25 protein-coding genes are annotated in these 26,373 nt (G+C 72.5%); 7 read left to right on the top strand and 18 right to left on the bottom strand.

The genetic code is table 11. The features are described from left to right. Nucleotides 1-57: 57 nt before the first annotated feature. Nucleotides 58-837 (bottom strand): creatininase family protein, encoded by a 780-nt coding sequence (locus tag ACZ607_RS16355; RefSeq protein ID WP_469735355.1) that lies wholly within the window; start codon nucleotides 835-837, stop codon nucleotides 58-60. A gap of 41 nt (nucleotides 838-878) precedes the next feature. Between ACZ607_RS16355 and ACZ607_RS16350 the strand changes: the two genes are divergently transcribed. Further along, complete coding sequence (locus ACZ607_RS16350) at nucleotides 879-1,838, top strand: ROK family protein (protein ID WP_469735354.1); 960 nt, start codon at nucleotides 879-881, stop codon at nucleotides 1,836-1,838. Nucleotides 1,839-1,852: 14 nt separating this feature from the next. On the opposite strand, the gene ACZ607_RS16345 is transcribed toward ACZ607_RS16350, so the two are convergent. From ACZ607_RS16345 to ACZ607_RS16325, 5 genes are read right to left on the bottom strand one after another with little or no spacing between them, the layout of a single operon-like run. Next, a complete protein-coding gene (locus ACZ607_RS16345) occupies nucleotides 1,853-2,728 on the bottom strand; it encodes an ATP-binding cassette domain-containing protein (protein ID WP_469735353.1) in 876 nt (291 codons plus the stop codon). Beyond that, nucleotides 2,725-3,543 carry an ATP-binding cassette domain-containing protein gene (locus ACZ607_RS16340; protein ID WP_382985722.1) on the bottom strand — a complete coding sequence of 273 codons (819 nt, stop codon included), beginning with the start codon at nucleotides 3,541-3,543 and terminating at the stop codon, nucleotides 2,725-2,727. The genes ACZ607_RS16345 and ACZ607_RS16340 overlap by 4 nt, the downstream gene beginning before the upstream one ends. Then, the gene (locus tag ACZ607_RS16335; RefSeq protein WP_469735352.1) at nucleotides 3,540-4,451 is read right to left on the bottom strand and encodes an ABC transporter permease; all 912 of its coding nucleotides are present in this window, start codon (nucleotides 4,449-4,451) and stop codon (nucleotides 3,540-3,542) included. Before ACZ607_RS16335 ends, ACZ607_RS16340 begins: the two co-directional genes overlap by 4 nt. Next, nucleotides 4,448-5,446: an ABC transporter permease gene (locus ACZ607_RS16330; RefSeq protein ID WP_469735351.1), complete on the bottom strand. Its 999-nt coding sequence runs from the start codon at nucleotides 5,444-5,446 to the stop codon at nucleotides 4,448-4,450. The genes ACZ607_RS16335 and ACZ607_RS16330 overlap by 4 nt, the downstream gene beginning before the upstream one ends. Continuing rightward, nucleotides 5,443-7,017, bottom strand: a complete 1,575-nt coding sequence (locus tag ACZ607_RS16325) for an ABC transporter substrate-binding protein (protein WP_469735350.1) — start codon at nucleotides 7,015-7,017, stop codon at nucleotides 5,443-5,445. The genes ACZ607_RS16330 and ACZ607_RS16325 overlap by 4 nt, the downstream gene beginning before the upstream one ends. Nucleotides 7,018-7,071: 54 nt before the next feature. On the opposite strand from ACZ607_RS16325, the gene ACZ607_RS16320 reads away from it, so the two are divergent. Together ACZ607_RS16320 and ACZ607_RS16315 are read left to right on the top strand one after the other, a co-directional pair. Then, complete coding sequence (locus ACZ607_RS16320) at nucleotides 7,072-7,929, top strand: IclR family transcriptional regulator (RefSeq protein WP_469735349.1); 858 nt, start codon at nucleotides 7,072-7,074, stop codon at nucleotides 7,927-7,929. 14 nt (nucleotides 7,930-7,943) lie between these two features. Further along, on the top strand, nucleotides 7,944-8,993 hold the full coding sequence (locus ACZ607_RS16315; protein WP_469735348.1) for a serine hydrolase domain-containing protein: 1,050 nt from the start codon (nucleotides 7,944-7,946) through the stop codon (nucleotides 8,991-8,993). Between the two features lie 90 nt (nucleotides 8,994-9,083). Here the strand turns inward: ACZ607_RS16315 and ACZ607_RS16310 are convergent, their stop codons facing one another. Beyond that, nucleotides 9,084-10,364, bottom strand: coding sequence for an LPXTG cell wall anchor domain-containing protein (locus ACZ607_RS16310; RefSeq protein WP_469735347.1), 1,281 nt, complete (start codon nucleotides 10,362-10,364; stop codon nucleotides 9,084-9,086). A gap of 343 nt (nucleotides 10,365-10,707) precedes the next feature. Between ACZ607_RS16310 and ACZ607_RS16305 the strand changes: the two genes are divergently transcribed. From ACZ607_RS16305 to ACZ607_RS16295, 3 genes are read left to right on the top strand one after another with little or no spacing between them, the layout of a single operon-like run. Further along, nucleotides 10,708-11,652, top strand: coding sequence for an ABC transporter ATP-binding protein (locus tag ACZ607_RS16305; RefSeq protein WP_469735346.1), 945 nt, complete (start codon nucleotides 10,708-10,710; stop codon nucleotides 11,650-11,652). After that, nucleotides 11,649-12,617 carry an ABC transporter permease gene (locus tag ACZ607_RS16300; protein ID WP_469735345.1) on the top strand — a complete coding sequence of 323 codons (969 nt, stop codon included), beginning with the start codon at nucleotides 11,649-11,651 and terminating at the stop codon, nucleotides 12,615-12,617. The genes ACZ607_RS16305 and ACZ607_RS16300 overlap by 4 nt, the downstream gene beginning before the upstream one ends. Before the next feature lie 25 nt (nucleotides 12,618-12,642). Then, nucleotides 12,643-13,068 (top strand): GntR family transcriptional regulator, encoded by a 426-nt coding sequence (locus ACZ607_RS16295; RefSeq protein WP_469735344.1) that lies wholly within the window; start codon nucleotides 12,643-12,645, stop codon nucleotides 13,066-13,068. Between the two features lie 108 nt (nucleotides 13,069-13,176). Here ACZ607_RS16295 and ACZ607_RS16290 read toward each other — a convergent pair whose 3' ends face one another. From ACZ607_RS16290 to ACZ607_RS16260, 7 genes are all read right to left on the bottom strand, one after another. Beyond that, nucleotides 13,177-13,392, bottom strand: a complete 216-nt coding sequence (locus ACZ607_RS16290) for an EF-hand domain-containing protein (RefSeq protein ID WP_014153971.1) — start codon at nucleotides 13,390-13,392, stop codon at nucleotides 13,177-13,179. Nucleotides 13,393-13,493: 101 nt separating this feature from the next. Continuing rightward, nucleotides 13,494-14,666, bottom strand: a complete 1,173-nt coding sequence (locus tag ACZ607_RS16285) for a YVTN family beta-propeller repeat protein (RefSeq protein WP_469735343.1) — start codon at nucleotides 14,664-14,666, stop codon at nucleotides 13,494-13,496. Further along, nucleotides 14,666-15,502, bottom strand: a complete 837-nt coding sequence (locus ACZ607_RS16280; RefSeq protein WP_469735342.1) for a polysaccharide deacetylase family protein — start codon at nucleotides 15,500-15,502, stop codon at nucleotides 14,666-14,668. The genes ACZ607_RS16285 and ACZ607_RS16280 overlap by 1 nt, the downstream gene beginning before the upstream one ends. A 405-nt stretch (nucleotides 15,503-15,907) precedes the next feature. After that, a complete protein-coding gene (locus tag ACZ607_RS16275; RefSeq protein WP_469735341.1) occupies nucleotides 15,908-16,423 on the bottom strand; it encodes an ATP-binding protein in 516 nt (171 codons plus the stop codon). Nucleotides 16,424-16,673: 250 nt separating this feature from the next. Further along, nucleotides 16,674-17,441, bottom strand: coding sequence for an enoyl-CoA hydratase/isomerase family protein (locus tag ACZ607_RS16270; protein ID WP_469735340.1), 768 nt, complete (start codon nucleotides 17,439-17,441; stop codon nucleotides 16,674-16,676). A gap of 90 nt (nucleotides 17,442-17,531) precedes the next feature. Next, entirely contained in the window at nucleotides 17,532-18,782 is a 1,251-nt protein-coding gene (locus ACZ607_RS16265) for a L,D-transpeptidase (protein ID WP_469735339.1), read from the bottom strand. A 204-nt stretch (nucleotides 18,783-18,986) separates the two neighbouring features. Further along, nucleotides 18,987-20,207: a L,D-transpeptidase gene (locus tag ACZ607_RS16260; RefSeq protein WP_469735338.1), complete on the bottom strand. Its 1,221-nt coding sequence runs from the start codon at nucleotides 20,205-20,207 to the stop codon at nucleotides 18,987-18,989. Between the two features lie 268 nt (nucleotides 20,208-20,475). Between ACZ607_RS16260 and glgX the strand changes: the two genes are divergently transcribed. After that, nucleotides 20,476-22,596: a glycogen debranching protein GlgX gene (gene glgX, locus ACZ607_RS16255; protein WP_469735588.1), complete on the top strand. Its 2,121-nt coding sequence runs from the start codon at nucleotides 20,476-20,478 to the stop codon at nucleotides 22,594-22,596. 18 nt (nucleotides 22,597-22,614) lie between these two features. On the opposite strand, the gene ACZ607_RS16250 is transcribed toward glgX, so the two are convergent. From ACZ607_RS16250 to ACZ607_RS16235, 4 genes are read right to left on the bottom strand one after another with little or no spacing between them, the layout of a single operon-like run. Further along, nucleotides 22,615-23,271: a response regulator gene (locus ACZ607_RS16250; RefSeq protein WP_469735337.1), complete on the bottom strand. Its 657-nt coding sequence runs from the start codon at nucleotides 23,269-23,271 to the stop codon at nucleotides 22,615-22,617. After that, entirely contained in the window at nucleotides 23,268-24,545 is a 1,278-nt protein-coding gene (locus tag ACZ607_RS16245; protein ID WP_469735336.1) for a sensor histidine kinase, read from the bottom strand. The genes ACZ607_RS16250 and ACZ607_RS16245 overlap by 4 nt, the downstream gene beginning before the upstream one ends. A gap of 46 nt (nucleotides 24,546-24,591) precedes the next feature. Further along, nucleotides 24,592-25,374: an ABC transporter permease gene (locus ACZ607_RS16240; RefSeq protein ID WP_469735335.1), complete on the bottom strand. Its 783-nt coding sequence runs from the start codon at nucleotides 25,372-25,374 to the stop codon at nucleotides 24,592-24,594. Then, on the bottom strand, nucleotides 25,374-26,285 hold the full coding sequence (locus ACZ607_RS16235; RefSeq protein ID WP_469735334.1) for an ABC transporter ATP-binding protein: 912 nt from the start codon (nucleotides 26,283-26,285) through the stop codon (nucleotides 25,374-25,376). The genes ACZ607_RS16240 and ACZ607_RS16235 overlap by 1 nt, the downstream gene beginning before the upstream one ends. Nucleotides 26,286-26,373 lie beyond the last annotated feature (88 nt).

Here is a 26,373-nt window from a genome sequence, read left to right as displayed (position 1 = left end):
TCGGTCGGTTCGGTGATGCGGACGGTGCGGGTGGGGCGGTCGGGGTGTCGGTGCCGCTCACGGGTCCGTACGGGTCGCGGCGTCGAAGGCCAGGACGGCGCGTGCGAGACCGCGGGCACGGTCGTCGAGGAGCCGTCGGCCCCGGCCGGCGTCGGCGGTCGAGGCGTCGTCGGTGGATCCGCCGACGCGCTCCCACTCGCCGTGCCGCTCGACGGTCAGCCCCGGGTAAGGCGGCCGGTCGAAGAGCGGCGGCGGCTCGACGGGGGCGCGTGCGGGTACGGGGGCGCGCACCAGGCCGGGGTGCGCGGCGAGCATCAGGGAGGTCTCGAACCAGCCCGCGTGACCGGGGGTGACATCGGGGCGGCCGCCGTCCTCCTCCCCGCTGGTCACGGTCCAGTACGAGCAGGCGGCGGCGGTGACCTCGGCGCGCAGGGCGAAGCGCTTGACGGCGAGCTTCATGATCTCGTCGTTGCCGCCGTGGCCGTTGACGACGAGGATGCGCCGGTGTCCGCAGGCCGCGAGGGAGTCGAGGATCTCGCCGAGTACGGCGCCGAGGGTGGGGGCGGACAGGGTCAGCGCGGCGGCGAACAGATGGTGCGGGCTGTGGCCGTAGGGCAGCGTGGGCAGCCGGACGAGAGCCGGCACCTCAGCCGTGGCGTCCTCGTCGAGGAGGGCGAGGGCCCGGTCGAGCACGGCCTCCACGAGGAGGGTGTCCGTGCCCATCGGCAGGTGTTCGGCGTGCTGCTCCTGGGATCCGACGGGGAGCACCGCGATGGCGTCGGGCGCCGACTCCCTCGTCTCCCGCCAGGTGGTTTCGGTCAGGTTCCGGTAACTCATGCGGATGTCTCCCCGTGACCTTCACGTGGCAGAGTCGGCGTATGGCGCATGAACGTTCTCCCTTGCGGTTGGTGCCGGACCCCGTGCCGGGTCCGGTGGTGGCGGCCGTCCCCCGCACGCTGGGGGCCGTGGAGCTGCTGCCCGGCCGGATCCGCGCGGCGCTGCTCGACCGGTCGGGCTCGGTGCTCGAACGGGCCGAGACGGAGTTCGACGCGGCGTCCCCGCGCCGCACCGGCGTCGACGAGGCGCTCGCGCGGGTGGCGGCGGTGTTCGACGGCCGCCGGCCGTCCGGGATCGGTGTCGCGGCGGCCGGTGTGATCGATCCGGCCGGGGGCCGGGTGATCGAGGTCAACGAGGTGCCGGCGCTGCGCGGCTACCGGGTGGCCGAGCGGCTGGAGGAGCTGACCGGGGCGCCCGTACGGGTCGAGCACCGTGCGCGGGTCCAGGTTCTCGGCGACCGGTGGTTCGGCCCGGGCCGGGGGCGCCGCTCCTTCGCCTCGGTGTCGACCGGCGAGGTGCTGGGGGTGGGCATCCTGTACGAGGGTGAGGTGCTGGCCCCGGAGGGCGGCCGCAGCGGCGCGCACATGACCGTGTCCGCCAGTGGTGAGCCGTGCACCTGCGGGCGCCGGGGGTGCTGGAAGACGGTGGCCACCACACGCTGGCTGCGGCAGCGGGCGGAGGCGCTCGGCCTCGGCGCTTCGGGTGTCTCGCTCGGTGCGCTGGTGGCCTCGCCGGACGAGGTGGCGCGGACCCTGGTGGCGGAGTACGCGGAGAATCTGGTGCTGGGTCTGGCGACGGTCCAGCAGCTCTTCGCCTGCGGGCTCTTCGTGCTGCACGGTGAGGCCCGCGAGGGCGGGGAGCCGTTCCGCGCCCTGGTCGAGTCCCGGCTGCGCTCCGACGGCCTGGGCGGCGGAGAGCTTCCCCGGGTCGTGGTGAGCGAGGCGGCGGTGGACGATGTCGCCCTGCTCGGCGGGGCGGGGCTCGTGCTGTCCGGCGGGTAGCGGCGGCACGGGGCTCACCGGGCGCCGTCGGGTGCGGGGCGCGGGGCGGTTCCCCCGTCGCCGGCCGGTGCGGCGCGCCGGGTCCTGCGGGCCTTCACGGGGTCGGGTATCGGTACGGCGTCGAGCAGTTGCCGCGTGTACGGGTGCGCGGGCTCGGTGAACACCTGGTGGGCGGTCCCCACCTCGACCAGGCTGCCCCGGCGCATCACCGCGACCCGGTCGGCCACCTGCCGGACGACGGCGAGGTTGTGGCTCACGAAGACATAGGTGAGTCCGAGGCGCTGCTGGAGTTCGGCGAGCAGGTCGAGGACGCGGGCCTGGACGGACACGTCGAGGGCGCTGGTGGGTTCGTCGAGGACCACCAGGCGGGGTTCTAGGCCGATCGCGCGGGCGATGGAGATGCGCTGGCGCTGGCCGCCGGAGAACTCGTGGGGGTAGCGGTCGAGGATCGTGTCGTCGAGGCCGACGGCTTCGAGGAGTTCGCCGACGCGCTGCCGGGTCCAGGCCCGGCCGCGCCGGCCCCGGGCCCGCGGGTCGTGGGTGACGAGGGGTTCGGCGACGATGTCCACGATCCGCAGGCGCGGGTTCATGCTGGAGTACGGGTCCTGGAGGACGACCTGCATCTCGCGGCGGACCCTGCGCAGCGCGGCCGCGTCGAGGGCGAAGAGGTCGGTGCCGTCGAAGCGCACGGTGCCCGAGGTCGGCTCCAGGAGGCGGAGCAGCAGCCGGGTCAGCGTGGTCTTCCCGCAGCCGGACTCCCCCACGAGCGCGAGGGTCTCGCCCTCGTGGACGGTGAGGCTGATGTCGTCGACCGCGACGCTGCCGGGGTGGCCTCCGAACTCCTTCCGCAGCGCGTCGAGTTCCAGCAGGGGCGGGGCTGTCGCGGTCATCCTGCGGTCTCCAGTCGGGGCGTCGCGTCGAGCAGTCGGCGGGTGTACGGGTCCTCGGGGCGGGCGAACACGTCGTGGACGTCCCCGGTCTCGACGGCCTCGCCTCGGTGCATGACCACCACGCGGTCGGCGGTCTCCGCGACGACGCCGAGGTCGTGGGTGATGAGGACGACGGCCATGCCGTGGCGCTGCTGGAGCTGGACGAGGAGGTCGAGGATCTGGCGCTGGACGGTGACGTCGAGCGCGGTGGTGGGTTCGTCGGCGATGAGGACGCGGGGGCGGGCGACGAGCGCGGCGGCGATCATGACGCGCTGGCGCAGTCCGCCGGAGAGTTCGTGGGGGTACTGGCGGTAGCGGCGTTCGGGGTCGGGGATGCCGACCTCGTCGAGGGCGGACAGCGCCGCGGCCCTGGCTTCGGCCCGGCTGTGGCCGCCGTGGTGGCGGAGGACCTCGGCGACCTGGCTGCCGATGCGCTGCAGCGGGTCGAGGCTGGTCATCGGGTCCTGGAAGATCATGGACAGATCGGCGCCCCTGATGCGGCCGAGTTCGCGTTCGCCGCAGGTCAGCAGGTCCTTTCCGTCGAGGAGGATGTGTCCGCCGGCGTAGACGCAGGGCGGCTCCGGGTTCAGCCGGAGCGCGGACAGCGCGGTCGCTGACTTGCCGCTGCCGGATTCGCCGACGACGGCGAGGGTCTCGCCGGGTGCGACGGAGAAGCTGACCCCGCGGACGGCGTGGACGGTGGTGGCGGCGAGCCGGAAGTCGACGCGCAGGTCGTGGATCTCCAGGACGGGTGATGCGGCGGTGGTGGAGGTCATCGGCGGTAGGCCTTCGGGTCCGCGACGTCGCGCAGGGCGTCGCCGGTGATGTTGACGGCGAGGGAGGTGAGCATGAGGGCGACGCCGGGGAAGACGGCGACCCACCAGGAGGTGCCGAGGTAGAGCTGTCCGTCGGCGAGCATCGCGCCCCAGGTGACGGTCTCCTTGGGGACGCCGAGCCCGAGATAGCTGAGCGAGGCCTCGGCGACGACGGCGGCGGCGACGTGCAGGGTGCCGATGGTGGCGAGCGGGGCCATCACGTTGGGCAGCAGATGCCGGCGCATGATCGTGGCGTCGCCGACGCCGATGGCGCGGGCTTCCGTGATGAAGTCCCGGGAGCGCAGGGACAGCACCTCGGAGCGGACCACACGGGCGTACGAGACCCAGCCGGTCACGCCGAGCACGAGGATGACGTACCAGAGGCCGGAGCCGAGGAAGCCGACGACGGCGAGGGCGAGCAGGATCGCGGGGAACGCCAGCTGGACGTCGGCGACGCGCATGAGGACGCGGTCGGGCAGGCCGCCGAAGTAGCCGGAGGCCAGGCCGGCCACGGTGCCGATGACTCCGGCGAGCAGGGCCGCGCCCGTACCGACGAGGAGCGAGACGCGGGTGCCGTAGATGACGCGGGAGAGCAGGTCGCGGCCGAGCTGGTCGGTGCCGAGGAGGTGGGCGCCGCTGCCGCCCTGCTGCCAGGCGGGCGGCTGGAGCCGCTCCAGCAGGTTCTGGGCGTTGGGGTCGGCGGGCGCGATGAGCGGGGCGAACAGCGCGCAGATCACGACCAGCGCGAGGAAGGCGAGCGCGGCCAGGGCGAGCCTGTTGCGCAGCAGGGTGCGCAGGGCCGCGGCCCGGTGCGAGGGGGCGGCCGGGGCGTGGGCGGCCGGGGCCGGGTTCGGGGAGACGGTGGTCATCGGGCGGTCCTCACCCTCGGGTCGAGGAGGCTGTAGGAGAGGTCGACCAGAAGGTTCACGACGACGAAGGTCGCGGCGAACAGCAGGACGGTGGCCTGGACGAGGGGGAAGTCGCGGTTGGAGATGGCCTCGATCGTCAGCTGCCCGACCCCCGGCCAGGAGAAGACCTGTTCGGTGAGGATGGCGCCTCCGAGGAGGCTGCCGACCTCCAGTCCGACGACGGTGACGACGGGCAGGGAGGCGTTGCGCAGCCCGTGGGTGAGGACGACCTTGACGGGTCCGAAGCCCTTGGCGCGTGCGGTGCGGATGTGATCGGCACTCAGTACGTCGATGAGGGAGGACCGCAGGAGCCGGGCCACCACGGCGACGGAGTACACGGCCAGGGTCACGGCCGGCAGGACGAGGTGGGCGAAGGTTCCGTATCCCGAGGCGGGCAGGGCGTGCAGGCCGACCGCGAAGACCAGGATGAGCAGGATGCCGACCCAGAACGGCGGGGTGGACTGGCCGAGCAGCACACCGGTCATGACGGTGCGGTCGGTGGCCCGGCCCCGGCGCATCGCGGCGACGGTCCCGGCCGGCAGGGCGACGACGAGGGTGACGACGAGCGCTCCGGCGGCCAGGAGGAGGGTCGCGGGGATGCGGTCGGCGAGCACCGCGCGGACCGGCTGGTTGTAGAAGAGGGAGTCGCCGAAGTCGAGGCGCGGGATGCCCCACAGGTAGTCGAGGTACTGGGTGAGCAGGGGACGGTCGAGGCCCAGGCTGTGGCGCAGGACGTTCTCCTGGTCGGCGGTGGCGTCCGGCGGCAGGAGGACCTTGACGGGGTCACCGGAGAGCCGTACGAGGAAGAACGCGACGGTGGCGGTGCACAGCAGGACGAGCAGCGCGGTGCCGAGGCGGGCCGCGGTCATGCGCAGGATGTGGAGCCCTTCGCGGCGGCGCGCGGCGGGCTTTTCGGTGTCCTCGCCGGGGGCGGGGAGGGTCAGGAGCTCGCTCATCGGGAGACCTCCGCGCTCGCCATGTCGAGGACGCCCGCGAAGCCGGGTGTCCAGCGGGGCCTGGCGTTGCGGGCGTAGATGTTGTCGATCTGGAAGAGGGGGACGAACGGCGCCTCGGTCTTGATGAGCCGCTGGAGGCCGGAGAACGCCTCGCGCCGGGTCTCCGGGTCGACGGAGAGTTCTTCGAGGTCGACGAGCCGGTCGGCCTCCTCGCTGTGCCAGCGGCTCTGCCGCCGGTCGCTGCGCACGTTGGACTGGATCATGCTCTCGCCGTCCAGGGTCCAGACGGTGGACGCGGCCAGGTACATGGGCCCCAGCGCTCCGTGGTTGTCGGAGGTGAGGCGCTGGGCGTACGTACCGGGGTCGAGGAGGTCGACCCGGGCGTGCACCCCGGCGCGGTCCAGAAGTCCGGCGATCGCCTCCGCGACGTTGGCGTCCACGTTGGATGCGGTGAGGGTCGTGCTGATGCCGTCCGGGTGCCCGGCCTCGGCGAGCAGGGCGCGGGCCTCGGCGATGGAACGGGTGTACGGCTTGACGCCGGGGTCGAATCCGAAGGCGCCGCGCGGGATCATCGCGGGGACCTCGGTCGCCTGCCCGCCGAGCACGGCCTTGATGAGCAGGGGCACGTCGACCGCGTGGTTGAGCGCCTGGCGCACCCGGCGGTCCTGGAGCGGGCCCTCGGTGAGGGTGTCCAGGGAGAGGTACGAGGTGCGGATGCCCGTGTGGTGGTCGAGGCTGACGCCCGTGTAACCGCCCAGCTGCTGGGCCGCGTCGGGGGTGAGCCCGGCGACCAGGTCCACCCCGCCGCTCTGGAGCGCGGCGAGCGCGGAGGACGCGTTCGGGGCGGGCGTGAAGACGAGTTCGTCGACGGCCGGCCGCTTCTCCCAGTGGTCCGCGTAGGCGCGCATCCGCAGTTCGTGGTCGCGCTTCCAGCTCGCGAAGGCGAAGGGCCCGGTGCCGACGGGACGGGCCGCGAAGCCTTGGTCGCCGACCTCGGCGAGGTAGCGCGGAGGGACGACCACCCCACCGAAGAGGGACACCTTGTCGGGCAGGATCGGGTCGTGGACGGTGGTGTGGAGGTCCACGGTGAGCCAGTCGACGACGGTGACGCCCTCGACGTACCGCAGTTCGACGATGGGCGACCGGGTCGCCGGGTCCAGGAGCCGCTCGATGCTGAACTTCACGGCGGCCGCGTCGCACACCTCGCCGTTGTGGAAGGTGACGCCGGGCCGCAGCCGGAAGCGCCAGACGCGGGGCGAGACGGCCTTCCAGGACAGGGCCAGACGGGGCATCAGGGTGTTGTCTCGGCCCCGCGCGGTCAGGGTGTCGAACATGTTGATCAGGGCGTTCATGGAGATCATGTCGCCCTGCTTCTGCGGGTCCATCGTCTTGGGGTCGCCCGTCTGGGAGACCCGCAGGACGTTGCCGGCACCGGCCGCCGGGTCGGTGCCGCAGCCGGTGAGCAGTGCCGGCGCGGCGATCGCGGGGAGCAGCGCGCTGCCGTACCGCAGGATCGCGCGGCGGGAGGGGCGGCTGCGGTCCCCGGCCCACCCTCCTCCTATTCGTTCCATTGAACAACACATCCGTTCCGGCAGATGGAATGCAGTGGGGGTAAGCTAAGCGACATGGGGATACCGGTCAATAGCCGTTCGAACGAGCAGCCGCCTGCGGGCCGGGCTGTCGAACAGTCCGTCATGGGCCCGGTGGACAAGGCGATGGAGGTCCTGTCCGCGCTGGTGGAGACGGGTGCGCCGCACCGTCTGGCCGATCTGGCACGCCGCACGGGGCTCACCAAACCCACCGTGCACCGGCTGCTGCGGGGCCTCGCGGGCTCCGGCTTCGTCGAGCCCGCCGAAGGGGGCAGCTACCGGGCGGGCCCCCGGCTGCTGGGTCTCGCGGCCGCCGCGCTCGACAGCGGTCCTGCGCTGCGCCTGATCAGGCCGGTGCTGGCCGAACTCCGCACCCGTACGGGGCTGCCGGCCCACTACGCCGTGCGGGACGGGGACGCCGCGGTCTGTCTGGAGGTGTCCGAGCCGGCCCGGGAGTACGCGCTGGAGCTGCGCCCCGGCTCACGCGCGCCCCTGCTGCTCTCCGCACCGGGGCTCGCCGTGCTGGCCGCGCTGCCGCCCGCCGAGGCCGAAGCGGCCGTCTCCGCCGGCGAGGCGGCCGGCCACCCGCTTCCGGTGCCGGTGGCGGACCTGCGGGAGGAGATCGCCGCCGCGGCCGAGCGCGGGTACGCGATCGACGACCAGTACGAACAGGAGGACCGCCGCGCACTCGCCGCGGCGGTACGGGACGCCGGGGGACGGGTCGTCGGAGCGGTCGCGCTCACCGGGCTCGTCTTCACCCTGGACCGGGCGGCAGTCGAGCTGTACGGCCCGATGGTCCGCGCCGCCGCGCGCGCGGTCTCCGCGGGGCTGGGGTCCGCCGGGCGGCCCGGCCTGACGGTGGCCCGGGCCGGCGACCCGGGCGCGGACCTGTGAGCGCGGGGGCCGCGGTGCCGCGTGGGAGCGGGCGCGCCGCCGTACTCGCCGAGGGCAGGGAGCGGCGCCTCTACTCGGGCGCGGCCTGGTCCGTGGGCTCCGCGCGGGGTCCCGTGGACCGGGGATGGCTGGGCACCAGGGCCTGGGGCGGGGCGGAGCTGGACGGCGCTGACCTGTGGGACCTCGCCTCCGTCACCAAACCGGTGGTGGGCCTGGTCGTCATGGCGCTCGCCGAGCGCGGCGCGCTGTCCCTGGCCGGCACGGTGGGTGAACTCCTCCCGCGCTACCGGGACACCGACAAGGCGCGGCTGACCGTCACCGAACTCCTCACCCACACCTCGGGCCTGCCCGGGCGGGTGCCGATGTACCGCGACCACCCCACCCGGGAGTCACTGCTCACCGGCCTCGGCACCCTGCCGCTGCGGTCGGCGCCGGGCGTCCGGGTCGAATACTCCTCCCAGGGCTTCATGCTGCTCGGCCTCATCGCCGAACAGGCGGGCGGGCAGGGGCTGGACGCCCTGGTGGACGAGCTGGTGTGCGCCCCGCTGGGCCTGGCGGACACCGGTTTCGTCCCGGGTCCCGCCGCACGGGAGCGGGCCGTCGCGACCGAGCGGTGCCCCTGGCGCGGCAGGACGGTCGTGGGAGAGGTGCACGACGAGAACGCGGTCGTCCTCGGCGGGATCGCCGGCCACGCCGGGCTCTTCGCGACCCTCGCCGACACGGAGCGGCTCGCGGTCTGCCTGGCGGGCGGCGCGCGCGAACTGCTGCGCCCGGAGACGTACGCGCTGATGACGGCCCCGCACACCGACGGACTGAACCTCCGCCGCGCGCTCGCCTGGCAGGGCCAGGACCCGTCCGGCTCGCCCGTCGGACCGTCCTTCGGCCCCTCCTCGTACGGCCACACCGGCTTCACGGGGACGAGCCTGTGGATCGATCCCGGCACCGGCCGATACGCCGTGCTCCTCACCAACCGGGTCCATCCGACGCGGGACGGCGACGGGATCGCGGACCTTCGCCGGGAGTTCCACTCGGTGGACCCGGCCCACGCGTCGCCGCGGCCGTGACGCGGCGACGGGCCCGGCACCTCGCGGTGCCGGGCCCGTCGGGCCCGCTCAGGCGCCGGTCGTGCTCATGGCGTCAGGCGTGCTCAGGCGTCAGGCGTGGGAGCCCGCCTTGCGACGGTGTACGACGAAGACCGCGCCCGCGCCGATCGCCAGGGCCGCGCCGCTCGCGAGGGCGAGCTGTGAGGTGGACGAGCCCGTGGCGGCGAGGGTGCCGCTGACGGGGGTGGCCGACGTGCCGGTCTGCGGCTTGACGTCCGGGGTGTTCGGCTTGGTGGTGCCGGGCTCGGCGTCGTCCACCTTGCCCGGGTCGCTGCCCGCGGCGGCGATCATGAACTCGTAGCCCTCGAGGTCCGGGCTCCCGCCGCAACTGCCGTCGGCGTTCCAGTAGTCACCGGCGACGAAGGTGACGCCGTTGCCCGCGGGGGCCTTGGCGTCGACCGTGAGGCGCAGCTTGACGTCGGCGTGGGCGCCGGCCTCGAGCGGGCTGATCTTCTCGATGTAGTTCTCGTTGTCGACGTTCTTCCACGTCGAGGACGAGCCGGTCGACCACTGCAGGTGCACCAGGTCGTCGAGGTCGTTGAGCCCGCTGCGGTCGGTCGCGTGGGCGTAGACGAACGGGAAGACCTCGTCCATCGTCTTCTCGGTGCCGTTGGTCACCCGGAGGCGGAAGTCGACCTTGGTGCCGGCGACGACGGTGGACGGCAGGCCCGTGACGACCGTGGTGAGCTCGGCCTCGGGGACGCAGGTGTCGTCCTCCTCGCCGCCCTCGGCCTCCTCCTCCTCCTTCGCCTTGGCCAGCGCCGCGTCGGCGGCCGTCTTGTCGGCGAGCGCCTGCGCGGTGGCCTTCTGCGCCGTGTCCAGCGCCCGGGCCGCGGCTACCCGCGCGTCGTCGCGCGCGTCCACGGCGTCCACGACCTTGGCGTCGGCAGCGGCCTTGGCGTCCGCGGCCGCCTCGGCGGCGGCCTTCGCCTCGGCGAGAGCGGTCGCCGCAGCAGTCCTCTCCTCATCGGTGGCCGTCCCCGGAAGGGCTTCGACGGCCGCTTCGGCGTCGACGACCGCCTGATCGGCGTCGGTCTTCGCGGTGGCGGCCTCTGCCGCCGCCTCCTTGGCGGCCGTGACGGCCACGGCCAGGTCGAAGCTGTCGGAAAGGGTCTCTTCCAGGGCTGCCTCGGCGGCGCTCTCGGCCGCCACGGCGTCGTCGTACGCCGACTGGGCCGCCGCGGCGGCCTTCTCCAGCTCCGCGACGGACGGCTTCTCCTGCGTCTGCGCCGCCGGCTTGCCGTCGGCGAAGGCGGGGGTGACCGACAGCAGGACGGCAGGGGTGGTCACCGCGGCGGCGACAGCGGTGGCAAGAATCCGGCGAATCTTCACAAGAGCCCTTCGGGGTCCGAAAAAAGAGAGAAGGGGTCGCAGCGGAATGGGGCACGCGGATGCGACTCGGAGGCGATCGTATGGCCGGGGAAGCGACCGGCCGTCACCGTTTTTTCACCTGTTCCGACCGACACCTCGACACCGGGACAGACAGAAAAGACGAAAGGGTGCAGTTGCGCTCACTTCCTGTGCTTTCGCTGTGAGGAACGCCACACGCACCTCGACACGCACTCCACCCCCTCCCCCCATCAGGCCGCACACCCGGGCGAGTTCGGGGTTTGACAGCCGCGCCCGGCGGTGACCATGATTCCATTAATTGACTAATGGAATTGAGGTGAGGCGCATGACGGAGACGAGCAGCACGGGCGGGAGCCCGGGCACCTGGGCCCTGGAGGCCCGCGGACTGGGGAAGCGCTACCGGCGGGGCTGGGCCCTGCGGGACTGCTCCTTCCGGCTGCCGGCCGGAAGGATCTGCGGCCTCGTCGGGCCCAACGGCGCGGGGAAGAGCACCCTGCTGGGCCTGGCCTCCCGTCAGATCGCTTCGACCGAGGGCGAACTGCGGGTGTTCGGGGTGCCGGTGGGCGACCCCGGGGTGATGCCGAGGTTCGCCTTCCTCGGCCAGGACAAGCCGATGTACAAGCGGTTCACCGTGGCGGAGACGCTGCGACTGGGCAGCGAACTCAACCCGGGCTGGGACGCCGCCGCCGCGGAGCGGATCGTGCGCTCCGGCGATGTGCCGATGGACGCCGCCGTGGGGACGCTCTCCGGCGGGCAGCGCACCCGGGTCGCCCTCGCGCTGGCCTTCGGCAAGCGGCCGGACCTGCTGCTGCTCGACGAGCCGATGGCGGACCTCGACCCGCTGGCCCGCGACGAGATGGGCACCCTGCTGATGGCCGAGGCCGTCGAGCGCGGGACCACGGTGGTGATGTCCTCCCACATCCTGGCCGAGCTGGAGGACATGTGCGACTACCTGCTGGTCGTCGCCGACGGCCGGATCCGGATGGCGGGTGACGCGGACGCGCTGGTCCCGGCACACGCCCTGGTGACCGGGCTGGCCGAGGACGGGGGCCTGCCCGCCTCCCTCGCCCGCCACACGGTGATCGAGCAGCGGGTGCAGGGCCGGCAGTTCCAGGCGATGCTGCGGACCGACGGCCCGCTGACCGGGGACTGGCAGGTGGCCGAGCCCAGCTTGGAGGAAGTGCTGCTCGCGCATCTGCGCTCGCCCGACGCCCCCGCGCTGTACACACCGGGCGCGCACATCGAGACCGAGGGGACCAGGACCGCATGAGCACCACCGTGACCGGCGCACCGGCCGCACGCACCGCCCGCCCGAGGATGCTCCGCGGGCTGACCTGGCTGGTCCTGCGTCAGCACCGCACCGCCCTGAGCTGTGTCCTCGGGCTCACGCTGCTCGGCTCGCTCTGGATCGTGTACCAGCGCGGCCAGCTGAACGACGTGCTCGCGGCGGCCGGCTGGCCCGAGAAGACCGTGCCGCTGCCCGTCGTGGGCGAGGGCTACAGCAGGCTCACCTCGCTGCTGGGCCTGCTGCCCGGCATCCTCGCCGTCTTCCTCGGCGCCCCGCTGATCGCCGCCGACCAGGAGCAGGGCACGGCGCAGCTCGTCACCACCCAGTCCGTGACCCGCCGCCGCTGGCTCGTAGCGAAGCTCGGCTGGTGCCTCCTGATCACCCTGGTGGCCTGCTCGGTGCTCTCCGCCGTCTTCACCTGGTGGTGGCGGCCCCACCGTTCGGTCCTCCCCAGCCACTGGATGGACGCCTCCGCCTTCGACACCACGGGCCCCGTCCTGCCCGCGCTCGGCCTGTTCCTCACCGCGGCCGGTTTCACCATCGGCATCCTGCTGCGCCGGGTCCTCGCCTCCATGGTCGTCACGTTCGTCTTCTGCGTGGCCGCCCAGACGGCGTGGGGGATGTACCGGCCGCTCCTGGGCACACCGCGCACCACCACCTATCCCCTGGACGCGCCCTTCCCGTCCCGCCTCGACGACGCGTACGAGCTGGACCGCTGGATCGGCAGTGCGGACGGGCAGCTGTACGGCTGGGGTTCGTGCGCCGAGGCGACCGAGAAGGCGACGAACGCGTGCATCGAGGAGCACGGCATCGTCAACAACGTCTACACGTACCTGGAGTACGACCAGATGGCGGCCATGCAGTGGACCGGCGCCGGAATCCTGCTGGCGGGCGCCTTCGTGCTGACCGCGTTCGCCCTGTGGTGGGCCTCGCGCCGCTCCCTGTAGGACCGGCCCCCGTTCTCTCCGTAAAATGTCGTTCATCGAGCGGAAGGTGATGTCCGTGGTCGTGTTCCGCATCGACCGGCGCAGCGGCGTGGCGACGTATCTCCAGATCGTCCGGCAGGTCGAACAGGCCCTGCGGATGGGCGCGCTGGAGGAGGGTGACCGGCTGCCCACGGCCGCGCAGGTGGCCTCCACCACCAAGGTCAACCCGAACACGACGCTCAAGGCCTACCGGGAGCTGGAGCGCGCGGGGCTGGCGGAGGTGCGCCAGGGGGTGGGGACCTTCATCACCCGCACCCTCGCCGACCCGGACTCCGGCCCCGAGTGGCCGCTCCGTACGGCGCTGACCGAGTGGCTGCACCAGGCACGCGACGAGGGCCTCGGCGGCGAGGAGGTCCAGGCCCTGTTCAGGACGGCGTTCGAGGCCGCCTATCCCACCAGCGGCGAGGGCTGACCCGCGCTCCCCCGCCCGGCGGGTGACGCGGTACGGCGCCGGGGGTCCGCCGTCCTCCGGGGCACCTGGTCGCTCAGGTGCCCCGCCCGCGCGTGCACGCGGTGTCCGTCAGGCCTTGTTCTGCGAGGCCCAGAACTCGTCGAAGGTGAGCTCGCCGTCGCCGTTGCCGTCGTGGGCGTTGATGACGGCCTGGGCGACCGTCTCGGTGACGTAGGGGTCGCCGAGCTGCGCCATGGCGCTCTTGTACTCGGCGGCCGTGATGCGGCCGTCGCCGTTCTGGTCGAAGCGCTCGAATGCCGTGCGTGCCGACTCGATGTCCGCCACTGTTCCGCCCCTTCGTTAAGCGTCGTTGACGGAGGTCAGATTATCCGGCGGCCCGGACGGCGGATCCTCCGGGCGACCCCGCCCGGCACGCCCGGGGAGCGTCAGCGGAAGACGCCGGTGTGGCCGAGGGAGTAGCGGCCGGGCTGCGGATAGACCGCGAGGCCGTGCGGACCGCTGCCGACGGGGATCCGGGCGAGCTGCTTGCCGGTGCCGGTGCCGGTGTCGATGGCGTACACCTCGGCGTCGTAACGTCCGGAGAGCCAGAGCACCTTGCCGTCGGCGGAGACGCCGCCCATGTCGGGGCTGCCGCCGTCGGGGAGGTGCCACTTCCCGGTGAGCTCCTTCTTGCCGAAGTCGAAGACCGACACCGAGCCCTCGCCCCGGTTGGTGACGTACATCTGCCGGGAGTCCCGGCTGACGTAGAGGCCGTGGGCGCCCTTGCCGGTCGGCAGCAGCTTCGGGGTGGTGAAGGCCTTGCCGTCGAGCACCCACATGCCGTCGGCCATCATGTCGGCGATGTAGAAGGCCGAGCCGTCCGGGGAGAGCTTCACGTCCTGCGGCATCGCGCCCTCCTTCGGCAGCTTCTGCTCCCCGACGACCTCCATCTTCTCCGTGTCGACCTTGAGGAGTTCGCCGGAGAACTCGCAGGAGACGATGAAGTACCGTCCGTCCGCCGAGAAGTCCGCGTGGTTGACGCCGGCGCAGTTCACCGGGACGGTCTTGGCGACCTTCATCGTGTGCGGGTCGCGGAAGACCAGCTCGCGGTCCATGGAGGCCATGACGACGGCGTACTTGCCGTTCGGGGTGAAGTAGAGGTTGTACGGGTCGGAGACGTCGAGCGTCCGGCCGGCCTTCCCGGTGGCGGGGTCGATCGCGGTGAGGCTGTCGCCGAGGTCGTTGTTGACCCAGAGCGTCTTCAGGTCCCAGGAGGGCACGACGTGCTGCGGCTGGTTGCCGACCGGGATGGTCTCGACGACCTTGTACGTCGCCGGGTCGATCACCGTCACGGTGTTGCTGTTGGTGTTGGGGACGTAGACCCGGGAGGGGAAGTCCTTGACGACCGGGGCCAGCTTCCCGGCGCGGTCCGCCGCGTAGACGTCCTTCGCGTCCAGCACGGGCGGCATCCCGGGGAGCCCCGGCGGGGTCGCCGGCCGGTCGGCGGCGGCCTGGGTGCGGGAGGCGGCGGGGCGGGCGTGGTCAGCGGGGGCGGCGCAGGCGGCGAGCGCGGCGACGAGCAGGGCCGCCGCGGTGAGGGCGCGCGGGGAGGGAGGCATCAGGTCAACAGCTCCGTGGTGGTCACCGCGCGCAGTTGGCGCCGGTCGATTTCGGTGAGGAGGAGGGGCAGGGCGGCGACGGTGTCGCGGTAGCCGAAGTGCAGGCTCACCACGGAGCCGTTGCGGAGTTCGCCGGCGACCTTGCGGGTGACGGCCGCGACCCCGGGCGAGGTGAAGTCGAGGGAGTCCACGTCGTAGGAGAGCACGTGCGGGTACCCGGCCCGGCGTGCGAGGTCCTGGACGAGCGGGGTGGCGTGCCGGGCGCGCGAGGGCCTGAACCAGGTGCCGATCGAACCGGTGAGCCGGCGCAGCCGCCGGGCGCAGCCGGTGATCTCCTCGTACGCCCGTGCCTCGTCCATCGCGTTGATGTCGAGGTGGCTCTCGGTGTGGTTGCCGAGGTCGTGGCCGCCGTCGAGGATCCGGCGGGCCATGCCGGGGTTCTGGTCGAGCCAGCTGCCGACGGCCAGGACGGTGAGCCGGGCTCCGGCCCGTTCGGCCGCGGCGAGGACGGCCCCGGCCAGGGTGGGGTCGCCCTGGCCGTGGAAGGTGAGGGCGACCCGGGGGCGGTTGCGGGGGCCGTGCTCGATCTCGACCGGCTGCCCGGGGAAGCGCCGCGGCGCGGCGGCGGGGCGTACGGCGCCGTGGGCCTTCTGCGCGCTCCGCGTGCCGGGGGCGCTCGGGCCGCCGGTGGTGTCCTCGCCGTTCCGTGCCGTACGGGCCGGGGTCCCCGGGGTCCCGTCCGGTGCGCAGCTCACGACGGAGGCGCCCGCCAGGACCGCACCGGCCGCCGTACGCAGGGCGCCGCGGCGGGCCACCGGTGTCCTGCGACCGCTCATGGGCGTCCACCTCGGGTCGGTTCGGTGCTGTTTCCACGGGACCCGGGACACAGTCACGGGACCCGAGACACAGTAAGGCGACATGTGGGGAAATACCGTGGTGGACGGGTGGAGACACCACCACGAGGTGATCGATGAATCACCGAGCGAAGTCGCTGATTGCGCAGAGAATGCCAGGTGCGTGACCCATCACACCTACGATTCGGAAACCAAATGAGCATTCTTGTCCAGATATGCCCGTTTCGGGGTTTTGGCCAGGGGTCGCCCGTCTGCCATAGTCGGGAGCACGACCTCCTCCGACCCGAGCCAGGTCCCCTGTGCGGCCGTGGACACACCCCCCATTCCGCGGCCCCCCTCAGGAACCCCCGACGCGCCCCATCCGGGCGGACCGGGGGTTTCTGCGTGTCAGCGGTCGGTGGTGCGCATCTCGAACCAGGTGGTCTTCCCGCGCGGCAGAAGATCCACGCCCCACCGGTCGGAGAGCTTGTCCACCAGGAAGAGGCCCCGCCCGCTGACGTCCATCTCCCGGACGGGCATGAGACACGGCAGTCCGCGCGACGGGTCGCGCACCTCGATCCGGACCCAGCCGCGCCGGCGGAGCATCCGCAGGCCGAAAACCCGCGCCCCGGTATGCCGTACGGCGTTGCCCACGAGCTCCGAGACCAGTAGCACACCGTGTTCGGCGGTCTGCGGCGGAAGCTGCCACTGACGCAGCATCACGCACGAGGTGATCCGCCGGGCGGTCGCCGCGGACTCCGGACGGGACGGCAGCCGGACTTCACCCTCCGTCGGATTTCCGAACAACTCCAGCGCCTTGAACGCCTGTTCGTCTTCGACGGCAGTCGTCCAGCGCGCCGCTGCCGCACCACTGTGCGGTCGCGGCTGTTCCACACCCTCGAGGCCCGCCATGCTCACCATCATGGCCGCACAGAACGCTCTCCGTGACCGTTCCGCCGAATCCTCTTACCGGAACCAGTCATTCCGGGCCGTTTCACCGGCATATGCCAGAGGCAGAACAGACCCCTGTGCAGCGATACTCACCTGCGGCGACGGCGGGACCCCGGGTAATTGCACGAGCGGGGCGGACGCCGGGCCTTAAGGTTCTCTTAAGGTCCAGCTAATCCGCCCGCACGGATGAACGCGCGTGCCTGTGTACGCAACTCACGCTCGGTCAGAGGAATCGGGCCTTGCCCGGCCCCTCCTCCACGAAGCTGCGCATGCCGCGCTCGCGGTCCTCGGTGGCGAACAGACCCGCGAACCAGTTCCGCTCGACGGTGAGCCCGGTGTCGATGTCCGTCTCCAGCCCCGCGTCCACGGACTCCTTGGCGGCCCGCAGCGCCAGGGCCGGCCCCTGGGCCAGCCGCGCGGCCCAGGCGTGCGCCTGCTCGTACACCTCGGCGGCGGGCACCACACGGTCCACGAGGCCGATCGCCAGGGCCTCCTCGGCCTTCACCTGACGGCCCGTGAAGATCAGGTCCTTGGCCTTCGACGGCCCCACCAGCCGGGCCAGGCGCTGGGTGCCGCCGGCGCCGGGGATCAGCCCCAGCAGGATCTCCGGCTGGCCGAGCTTCGCGTTGTCCGCGGCGATCCTGAAGTCGGCGCAGAGCGCGAGCTCGCAGCCGCCGCCCAGGGCGTAACCGGTGACGGCCGCGACCACGGGCTTGGGGATGCGCGCCACGGCGGTGAAGGACTCCTGGAGGGCCCTGGAGCGTACGACCATCGCCGCGTGGTCCATCGCCTGCATCTCCTTGATGTCCGCGCCCGCGGCGAACACCTTCTCGCCGCCGTAGAGGATCACCGCGCGCACGTCCTCGCGCCGGCCGGCCTCCTCGGCGAGCTCGCGCAGCCGGTCCTGGACGGCGACGTCCAGGGCGTTCATGGGCGGCCGGTCCAGCCGGATGGTGCCGACGTTGTCGCTTACTTCGAGGGTTACGGTCATGGGGAGCAGGTTAACTGCCGTTCACACGAGTGGGCCCGGTGCTGTCGGTCACAGCACCGGGCCCGCCTCATGTCCGCCGTACGGAGGGATCTACTTGATCCACTCCGACCAGTCCATGTTCCAGCCGTTGAGGCCGTTGTCCGGCTGGATCACCTTGTCCTTGGAGTTCTTGACGATGACGACGTCGCCGATGAGGGAGTTGTCGAAGAGCCACGCGGCGGGCGTCTTGCTGTCCCAGGCGCCGCGCACGTCCCGCAGTCCGACGCAGCCGTGGCTGGTGTTGGTCGAGCCGAAGATGCCGGACCCGCCCCAGTAGTTGCCGTGGATGAAGGTGCCCGAGGTCGACAGGCGCATGGCGTGCGGCACGTCCTTGATGTCGTACTCGCCGCCGAAGCCGACGGTGTCGCCGTTCATCCGGGTCACCTTGAGCTTCTCGCTGATGACCATCTGGCCGTTGTACGTGGTCGTGGCCGGGGCACCCGCGGAGATCGGGATGTCCTTGATCTGCTTGCCGTCACGGACCACCTTCATCCGGTGGGAGCTCGCGTCGACCGTCGAGACCTGGCTGCGGCCGACGGTGAACTTCACGGTCTTGGCCTGCTTGCCGTAGACCCCGGGCCGCCCCTCGACACCGTCGAGGTCGAGGCGCAGGGTCACCTTCGTGCCCGCCGCCCAGTACTCCTCGGGGCGGAAGTCGAGGCGGTCGTTGCCGAACCAGTGGGGCTCGATCCGCACGGCGGGCTCCGCCGTCACGCTGATCGCCTTCTCCACGGCCTCCGGGTCGGTGATCCCCCGGGTGAAGTGGATCGACACCGGCATGCCCACGCCGACGGTCGAACCGTCCTCGGGCGTGTACTGCCCGATGAAGGTGTTCTCCGGGACCAGCGTCGTGAAGCTGGTGTCCTTCGCCGACTCGCGGCCCTCGGCGTCCTTGGCGACCGCGTGCACCGTGTACTTGGTGGCGGCGGCCAGGTGGCGGTCGGGCACCCAGCTCAGGCCGTCCGCGGCGATCTTGCCCGCGACCGCCCCGCCCTTGGGGTCGGCGACCTTCACGGTGGTCAGCTTGCCCTGCGCGGCCGTGACCTTCAGCGCCCCGCTGGTCGCCACGTCGCCCGCGCCGTCCTTGGGCGCGATGGTCACCACCGCCTGCGAGGCGCTGGTGTCGTCCACCTTCCCGCCCGCTTTCCCGCCGTTCTTGTCGGCGGCGTTCCCGTCGCCGCCGCAAGCCGTCACCAGCAACAGCAGCGCGCCCAGTACCAGTGCGAGAAGGCCCCGGGCTCCGCGCCCGCGCCGTTCCCCGCCCGCGCCGGCCCATGCCCCCGATATCGGCTGCCCGTTCAATGTGGTCGTCTCCCCTCGCACGGCCTGGCCCCGCCATGGCCCGCACCCCCGCGCGCCGTACATGCGCGCTCGGCGCTAGATAATCACACCGCGCGTGGGGAGAACTCCCCCGGAATGTCACCGTTCCGTCCCAAGTCGGCCCGGACCGCCCCCGGGTGGCCCCGGAGGGCTCCCCTCCGGGACCTTCCCTGGTCGGGCCGGGGGTCAGCGCAGGGCCGAGCCCGCCTTCCACTGCGCCCAGCCGATGTTCCAGCCGCCGAGGCCGTTGTCCGGAGCGACGGTCGTGTCGGTGGAGTTGACCACCTCGACGACATCGCCCACGAGCGTCCGCTCGAAGAACCAGCCGGCCGGGGTCTCCGAGCTGCCGCCCTTCACGTCACGCAGCCCGATGCAGCCGTGACTGGTGTTCTCCGAGCCGAAGATGTCCGGGGACTCCCAGTAGTTGCCGTGCAGGAACGTGCCCGACTTCGTCAGCCGGATGGCGTGGGGCACGTCCTTGATGTCGTACTCACCGCCGAAGCCGACCGTGCTGCCGTCCATGCGGGTCACGTCGTGCAGCTCCGAGACGACCATCTTCCCGTTGTACGTCGTCGTCTTCTCGGCGCCCGCGGTGATCGGCACCGTACTGACGACCTCGCCGTCGCGCCGTACCTCCATGGTGTGCGCCCTGGCGTCCACCACCGACGTCTGGGAGCGGCCCACCCGGAAGGACACCTTCTTCTGCTGGCTGCCGTAGACCCCCGGGGCGCCCTCCACGTCGCGCAGGCCCACGTCGACGGTGACCTCGGTCCCCGGCTGCCAGTAGGCGGCGGGGCGGAAGTCGAGGCGTTCCTTGCCGAACCAGTGGCCGACGACCTCGGCCTCGGGTTCCGTGGTGATCCGGATGGCCTTCTCCACCGCGGCACGGTTCGTGACGGGCCGGTTGAAGTCGAAGGAGACGATCATGCCGGTGCCCACCGTGGACCGGTTCTCCGGCTTGAAATAGCCGATGAAGCGGTCCTTGGGGACCAGGGTGGTGAAGGTGGTGCTGCGGGCCGAGCGATGCCCGTCCCCGTCGACGGCGACGGCCTCCACGCTGTACTTCCCGGCCAGCCCGAGCCGGTACCCGTCGTCCCTGGGGGCCCAGGACCGGCCGTCCCGCGCGATCCGGCCCGGCACCTCCCGGTGTTCCGCGTCCTCCATCCGGGTCACCTTCACCCGCTCCAGCCGTCCGTCGGGGACGGTCACCTGGAGCCGGCTGTCGGCCCCGACGTTCTGGGCGCCGTCCTTGGGGACGATCCGGATGGCGTCCCCGGGTGACCGGTCGTCCCCGAAGAACGACGTTGCCTCGGTGCAGCCCGTCAGTACGGCCAGCACGGTGAACAGTCCTGCCCATGTCAGCACGGCGGCCGAACCCGCCCGTGCTCTCTTCGCTTCGTGGTTCACGCCTCCCCCAACGACGTGGCCGCCCCGGGGAAACGTGAGTGCGGGCCGCCCGGTGGGCAGAACAGAGGGAAGGACACCGCTCGGAAGGCCGCGGCCGGGACGCCGCGCACTCCTACGGCGGGTGGCCGCTCCTACGAGCCGCAGGAGGCTAGAGGTGTCGAGCACAGCCGAGCAGGAGGAAACGCCGCGCACGACGGGGAGAGTGGTGGCGGCCCCGTCGGCCCCGAACGACGGCCGGGACGAACCACCCGTATGGCCGGGTGCCCCGATGCCCCTGGGCGCACGCTTCCGGGTCGGGCCCGACGGGGTGGCGGGGACCAACTTCGCCCTCTGGGCGGGTGGCGCCGAAGCCGTCGAGCTCTGCCTCTTCGACGAGCGGGGCGCCGAGACGCGTCTCCCGCTGACCGAGCTGACCCATGAGATCTGGCACGGCTTCGTCCCCGGTGTCGGCGCCGGCCAGCGGTACGGCTACCGGGTGCACGGCCGCTGGGACCCCTGGACCGGCGCCCGGTGGAACGCGGCGAAGCTGCTCCTCGACCCGTACGCCCGCGCGGTGGACGGGTCGTTCACCCTGCCGCCCGAGGTGTACGGCCATGTACGGGACTGGCCCGAGCAGCACGTCGCCGACACCGTGCGCGACGACCGGGACTCCGCGCCGTACGTCCCCAAGGCCGTGGTCGTGCACGACGACGACGACTGGGCGGAGGACCGCAGGCCCAAGACCCCGTGGGCCGACACCGTCATCTACGAACTGCACGTGCGCGGCTTCACCCGGCTCCATCCGGACATCCCGCCCGAGCTGCGCGGCACGTACGCCGGGCTCGCGCACCCCGCCGCCATCGGCCACCTGCGGCGGCTCGGCGTGACGGCCGTGGAGCTCCTTCCCGTCCACCAGTTCGCCCACGAGGACCATCTGCTGCGGCGCGGGCTGCACAACTACTGGGGCTACAACTCGATCGGCTACTTCGCCCCGCACGCGGACTACGCGGCGAGCGGGACGGCGGGCGGCCAGGTCGGCGAGTTCAAGCAGATGGTGCGCGCCCTGCACGACGCCGGGATCGAGGTGATCCTCGACGTGGTCTACAACCACACGGCGGAGGCCGGCGAGCTCGGCCCGATGCTCTCGCTGCGCGGCATCGACAACCGCGGCTACTACCGCCTCCAGCAGGACGCCCGCCGCTACGCGGACTACACAGGCTGCGGCAACACCCTGCACGTGGTGCAGCCGCACGTCCTCCGGCTGATCACGGACTCGCTCCGCTACTGGGTGACGGAGATGGGCGTCGACGGCTTCCGCTTCGACCTCGCGGCGGCCCTCGCCCGCTCGATGCACGACGTGGACATGCTCTCCCCCTTCCTCGCGGTGATCGCCCAGGACCCGGTGCTGCGCCGGGTGAAACTGATCGCCGAGCCCTGGGACGTGGGCAACGGCGGCTACCAGGTGGGCGCGTTCCCGCCGCTGTGGACGGAGTGGAACGACCGCTACCGGGACGCCGTGCGCGACTTCTGGCGCGGCGCCCTCCCCGACGTACGCGACATCGGCTACCGGCTCACCGGGTCGAGCGACCTGTACGCCTGGGGCGGCAGGCGGCCGTACGCCTCGGTCAACTTCGTCACCGCGCACGACGGTTTCACCCTGCGCGACCTGGTCAGCTACCAGGACAAGCACAACGAGGCCAACGGCGAGGGCAACCGCGACGGCACGAACGACAACCGCGCCTGGAACGGCGGCGCCGAGGGCGAGACCGACGACCCCGCTGTCAACGCGCTGCGTCTGCGGCAGCTGCGCAACCTCCTGACCACGCTTCTCCTGTCGACCGGGGTGCCGATGCTGGTCGCGGGCGACGAGATGGGCCGTACGCAGGGCGGCAACAACAACGCCTACTGCCAGGACAACGAGGTCAGCTGGCTGGACTGGTCGCTCCTGGAGGAGCCCCGGTGGCGGGGGCTGACCGAGCTGACCGCCCGGGTGCTGGCCCTGCGTCACCGTCACCCGGTGCTGCGCCGCCGGGCGTTCTTCGCCGGGACGCCGCAGGCCCCGGACGGCCTGCGGGACCTGGCCTGGTTCACCCCGCAGGGCGAGGAGATGACGGAGGGCGACTGGTACGCGCCGGCCGCGACGCTCGCGCTCTACCTCTCCGGGCGCGACATCCCCGGCCGGGACGCCCGGGGCGGGCAGATCACCGACGACAGCTTCCTGGCGGTCCTGCACGCCGACCACCGGCCCTGCGCGTTCCGGCTCCCCGGCCCGCCGTGGGCCCAGGCCTACGAACTGGTCCTGGACACCTCGCGCGAGGAGCAGTCCACGGCTCCCGGCACGCTCCACCGGGGCGGCTCGGAGATCGTGGTGGAGGGCAGGTCGGTGCTGCTGCTGCGGGTGGCGGAGTAGGCGGGCGAGGGGGGCGGCTCAGCCGAGGATGCCGCGCTCGTAGGCGAGGGCGACGGCAGCCGCGCGGTCCTTCGCGCCCAGCTTGGCGAAGACATGGGTGAGGTGGGTCTTCACGGTCGCCTCGCTGATGAACAGCTCGGCGGCGATCTCCCGGTTCGAGGTGCCCCTGGCGACGAGCCGGAGCACCTCGCACTCGCGCGCGGACAGCGACTCGTGGCCGGGGGCGGCCGGGGCGCGCACCCGCGAGATGAGCCGGGAGGCGACGGCCGGCGACAGCACGGTACGGCCGTCGGCGGCGGCCCGTACGGCGGTGAAGAGCTCGTCGCGGGGCGCGTCCTTGAGCAGATATCCGGTCGCGCCCGCCTCGATGGCGGGCAGGGTGTCGGAGTCGGTGTCGTACGTGGTGAGGACGAGCACCCTGGAGCGGGCGCCGAGCCGGGTGAGCTCGGCGATGGCGGCCACTCCCCCGCCGCCCGGCATCCGCAGGTCCATCAGGACGACGTCGGGGTCGAGGCGGGTGGTGAGCTCCACTGCGGCCACGCCGTCCGCCGCCTCTCCGAGCACCTCGAAACCGGGCGTGGAGCTGAACATCCCGCGCAGACCGTCCCGTACGACGGGGTGGTCGTCGACGAGCACCAGGGTGATCGCGCGTGTGGTTCCGGTGGCCTCGTTCATATCGGCTCCAGATTATCGGCCGCGGGGCGCCGTACGAGCGGGACCCTGGCGGAGACGGCCGTGCCCAGACCGGGTTCCGACTCCACCTCGACCGTGCCCGCGATCCGTTCGGCGCGGGCCCGCATCCCGCCGAGGCCGAAGCCGCCCGCGCCGCTGCGCGGGGGCAGGGCGGCGGGGTCGAAGCCGCAGCCGTCGTCGCGTATGTCCAGGGTGATCTCGTCGCCCATGTAGGAGAGGGTGACGCCGGCCCGGGCCGCTCCCGCGTGCCGGGCGGCGTTGGCGAGGGCCTCCTCGGCGATGCGGAGCAGGGTGGCGCCGACCTCGTCGTGGAGCGGCTCGACGGTGCCGGTGACGGTGAACTCCGCCCGTACGGCGTGTCGTTCGGCCCAGTCATCGACGGTCTTGCGCAGCGCTCCCGGCAGGTCGTCGCGCTCCAACGCAGCGGGCACGAGGTTGTGCACCGAGCGGCGGGCCTCGCCGAGGCTGTGGCGGGCGAGCGCCGAGGCACGGTCGAGGTGCTCACGGGCCTGTACGGGGTCGGCGGTCGAGGTGACGGCCTGGAGCTGGGCGATGATCCCGGTCAGGCCCTGCGCGAGGGTGTCGTGGATCTCGGCGGCGAGCCGGCGCCGCTCGTCGGCCACCCCGGCCTCCCGCGCCTGGAGCAGGAGCTGGGCATGGAGGGTGGCGTTCTCGGCGAGGGCCTGTTCCAGACGGGTGTTGGCGAGTTCCAGCTCGGAGATGGTCTCGGTCTGGCGCCGGGTTCTCGCCGCCTCGCGGGCGTCCAGGTCACCGAAGAGGAGCGCGAGTGATGTGTGCAGCGCGAAGAGCGCTACGAAGGCGGCCCAGTTGATGAGGGAGGCCGGCGGCATCCCGCTGCCGGACTGGGAGCCGGCCATCGTGGCGGCGGTGCACAGGAGCCCGGCGCGGACGAAGCGTTTCGGCAGCAGGACACCCACGTCGAAGTAGCCGAGGATGGCGTAGACGGAGAAGAACGGGTTGCACCAGCAGAGTGCGAAGCCGATCGCGGACCGCAGCACGTAGTACACCCTGCCGGACCGCGAGCCCACGGGCAGCCGGCGCCGGGCCCGGTTCCACCACACCTGGAGAGCCCAGGCCGCGGCGACCAGTCCTCCCGCCGTGTACCTCTCCCCCTGGGACATTCCGACGAGGCCCGCGGAGAGCCAGGCCATCAGAACGGCGAGGCCGAGCATCCCGTGCGGGCCGTACCGGTGGAACTGCTCTCTCCGCTGCTCCACCGTCGTACCGGCACTCATGGCGTCCCCCTCGGTCCGGTGCCCTCAGTCTGCCCCGAGCCCCGCCTCACTCCCAGCGGAAGAGCCTGGTCGACGCCGTCCCCAGCGCCGCGGTCCACACCATCATGACGCCGAGGTGCGCCCAGCCCGGCCAGTGGCCCAGCCCCGCCTGGTCCAGGGCCTGGGAGGCGGCGCCGAAGGGGGTGAACTCGACGATCCGGCGGAGCAGTCCTGGCATGGTCTGGACGGGCACCCAGACGCCGGCCGTGAACATCATCAGCAGGTACGCCACCGAGCCGACGGCGGCCGAGACCTTGGTCGTCCTGGACAGGGCGCAGATCGTGGCGCCGAGCGCGAGGACGCAGGCGACGGCCAGCAGGAGCGCCAGGGCGTAACCGGCGCCCTGGCGTGGCAGCCGCACCCCGAAGGCGATCCGGCCGACGGCCATGACGAGGACGGCGGAGCCCAGCGCGGCCGCCCCGTGCAGCACGATCTGCGCGGCGAGCAGGGCCGAGGGGCGCACGGGGGTGGCCGACATCCGGCGCAGGATGCCGCGTTCGCGGTAGCCGGTGAGGACGGGCGGCATGGCCTGCAGCCCGGCCATGATCAGGGCGAGCAGCACGGCCACGGGGACGTACAGCTCGATGACGCTGCGGCCGCCGAGGTCGTCGGTCTCCTCACGGAAGGACGGGATGAGGCCGAGGATCGTCAGGAGGGCGGCGGGGAAGACCAGGATCCAGAAGAGGCTGCCGGGTTCCCGGAGGAAGAGCCGGGTCTCGGACCGGAGTACGGCGGCGAGCGGGCGGGGTGCCGGGGTGGCCCGCACCTCGGCGGTGGTGGTGGTCGGCATCAGGCGTCCTGCTCCGTGAGGTCGAGGAAGGCGTCGTCCAGGCTGGTCTCCAGGACGCGGAGCCGGCTGGCGGTGATGTGGAGTCCGGCGAGCAGCGAGATCACCGCGTCGGCGGTCGCGTCGGTGCCGTGGACGGTGATCCGGCCGTCGTGGTCGTCGGTGGAGACGGACACCGCGCCGGGGAGCCGGGCGAGCGCGCCGGGGTCGGGGAGCGGCTTCGAGGGGGTGAAGGAGACGACGGTGGACCCGGCGGAGCGGTCGACGAGTCCGGCCGGGGTGTCGAGGGCGGCGACACGGCCCTTGTCGATGACGGCGATCCGGTCGCAGAGCCGCTGGGCCTCCTCCATGAAGTGGGTGACCAGGACGACCGTCACCCCGCTGTCCCGTACCTCCTCGATGAGCCGCCAGGTGTCGCGCCGGGCGCGCGGGTCGAGGCCGGTGGTCAGTTCGTCGAGGACGACCACGCGCGGGTTCCCGATGAGGGCGAGCGCGATGAACAGCCGTTGCTTCTGGCCGCCGGACAGCTTGGCGAAGCGGCGGTCGAGGTGACCGTCGAGGCCGAGCCGTTCCGCGAGCGCGTACCGGTCGGCGGGGCGCGGGTAGAAGGCGCTGTACAGCTCCAGCGCCTCACGCACGGTCAGCTTGGGCTGGAGCTCGCTCTCCTGGAGCTGGGCGCCCAGCAGCCGGGTGACCTCGCGCCGGTCGGTGACGGGATCGAGTCCGGCGACCCGCACGGTTCCCGCGTCGGGGATCCGGAGGCCTTCGACGCATTCGACGGTGGTGGTCTTGCCGGCTCCGTTGGGGCCGAGGATCCCGAAGATCTCCCCCTCGTCGACGGTGAGGTCCACCCCGTCGACCACGGGTCGGCCGCCGTAGGCCTTGTGGAGCCCGTGTACTTCGATGATTGCCATGCCCGCAAGGATTCCGGCGGGCGGGCGGCCCCGGTATCCGCCGTCACGCTCGGACCGGCATCAGCCGATCGGTTGACCCGGCACTGCG

The sequence above is a fragment of the Streptomyces sp. NPDC104381 genome (assembly GCF_055583745.1).
The sequence above is the reverse complement of the archived record's forward strand: the minus strand, read 5'-3'. Positions and strand labels throughout refer to the sequence as shown.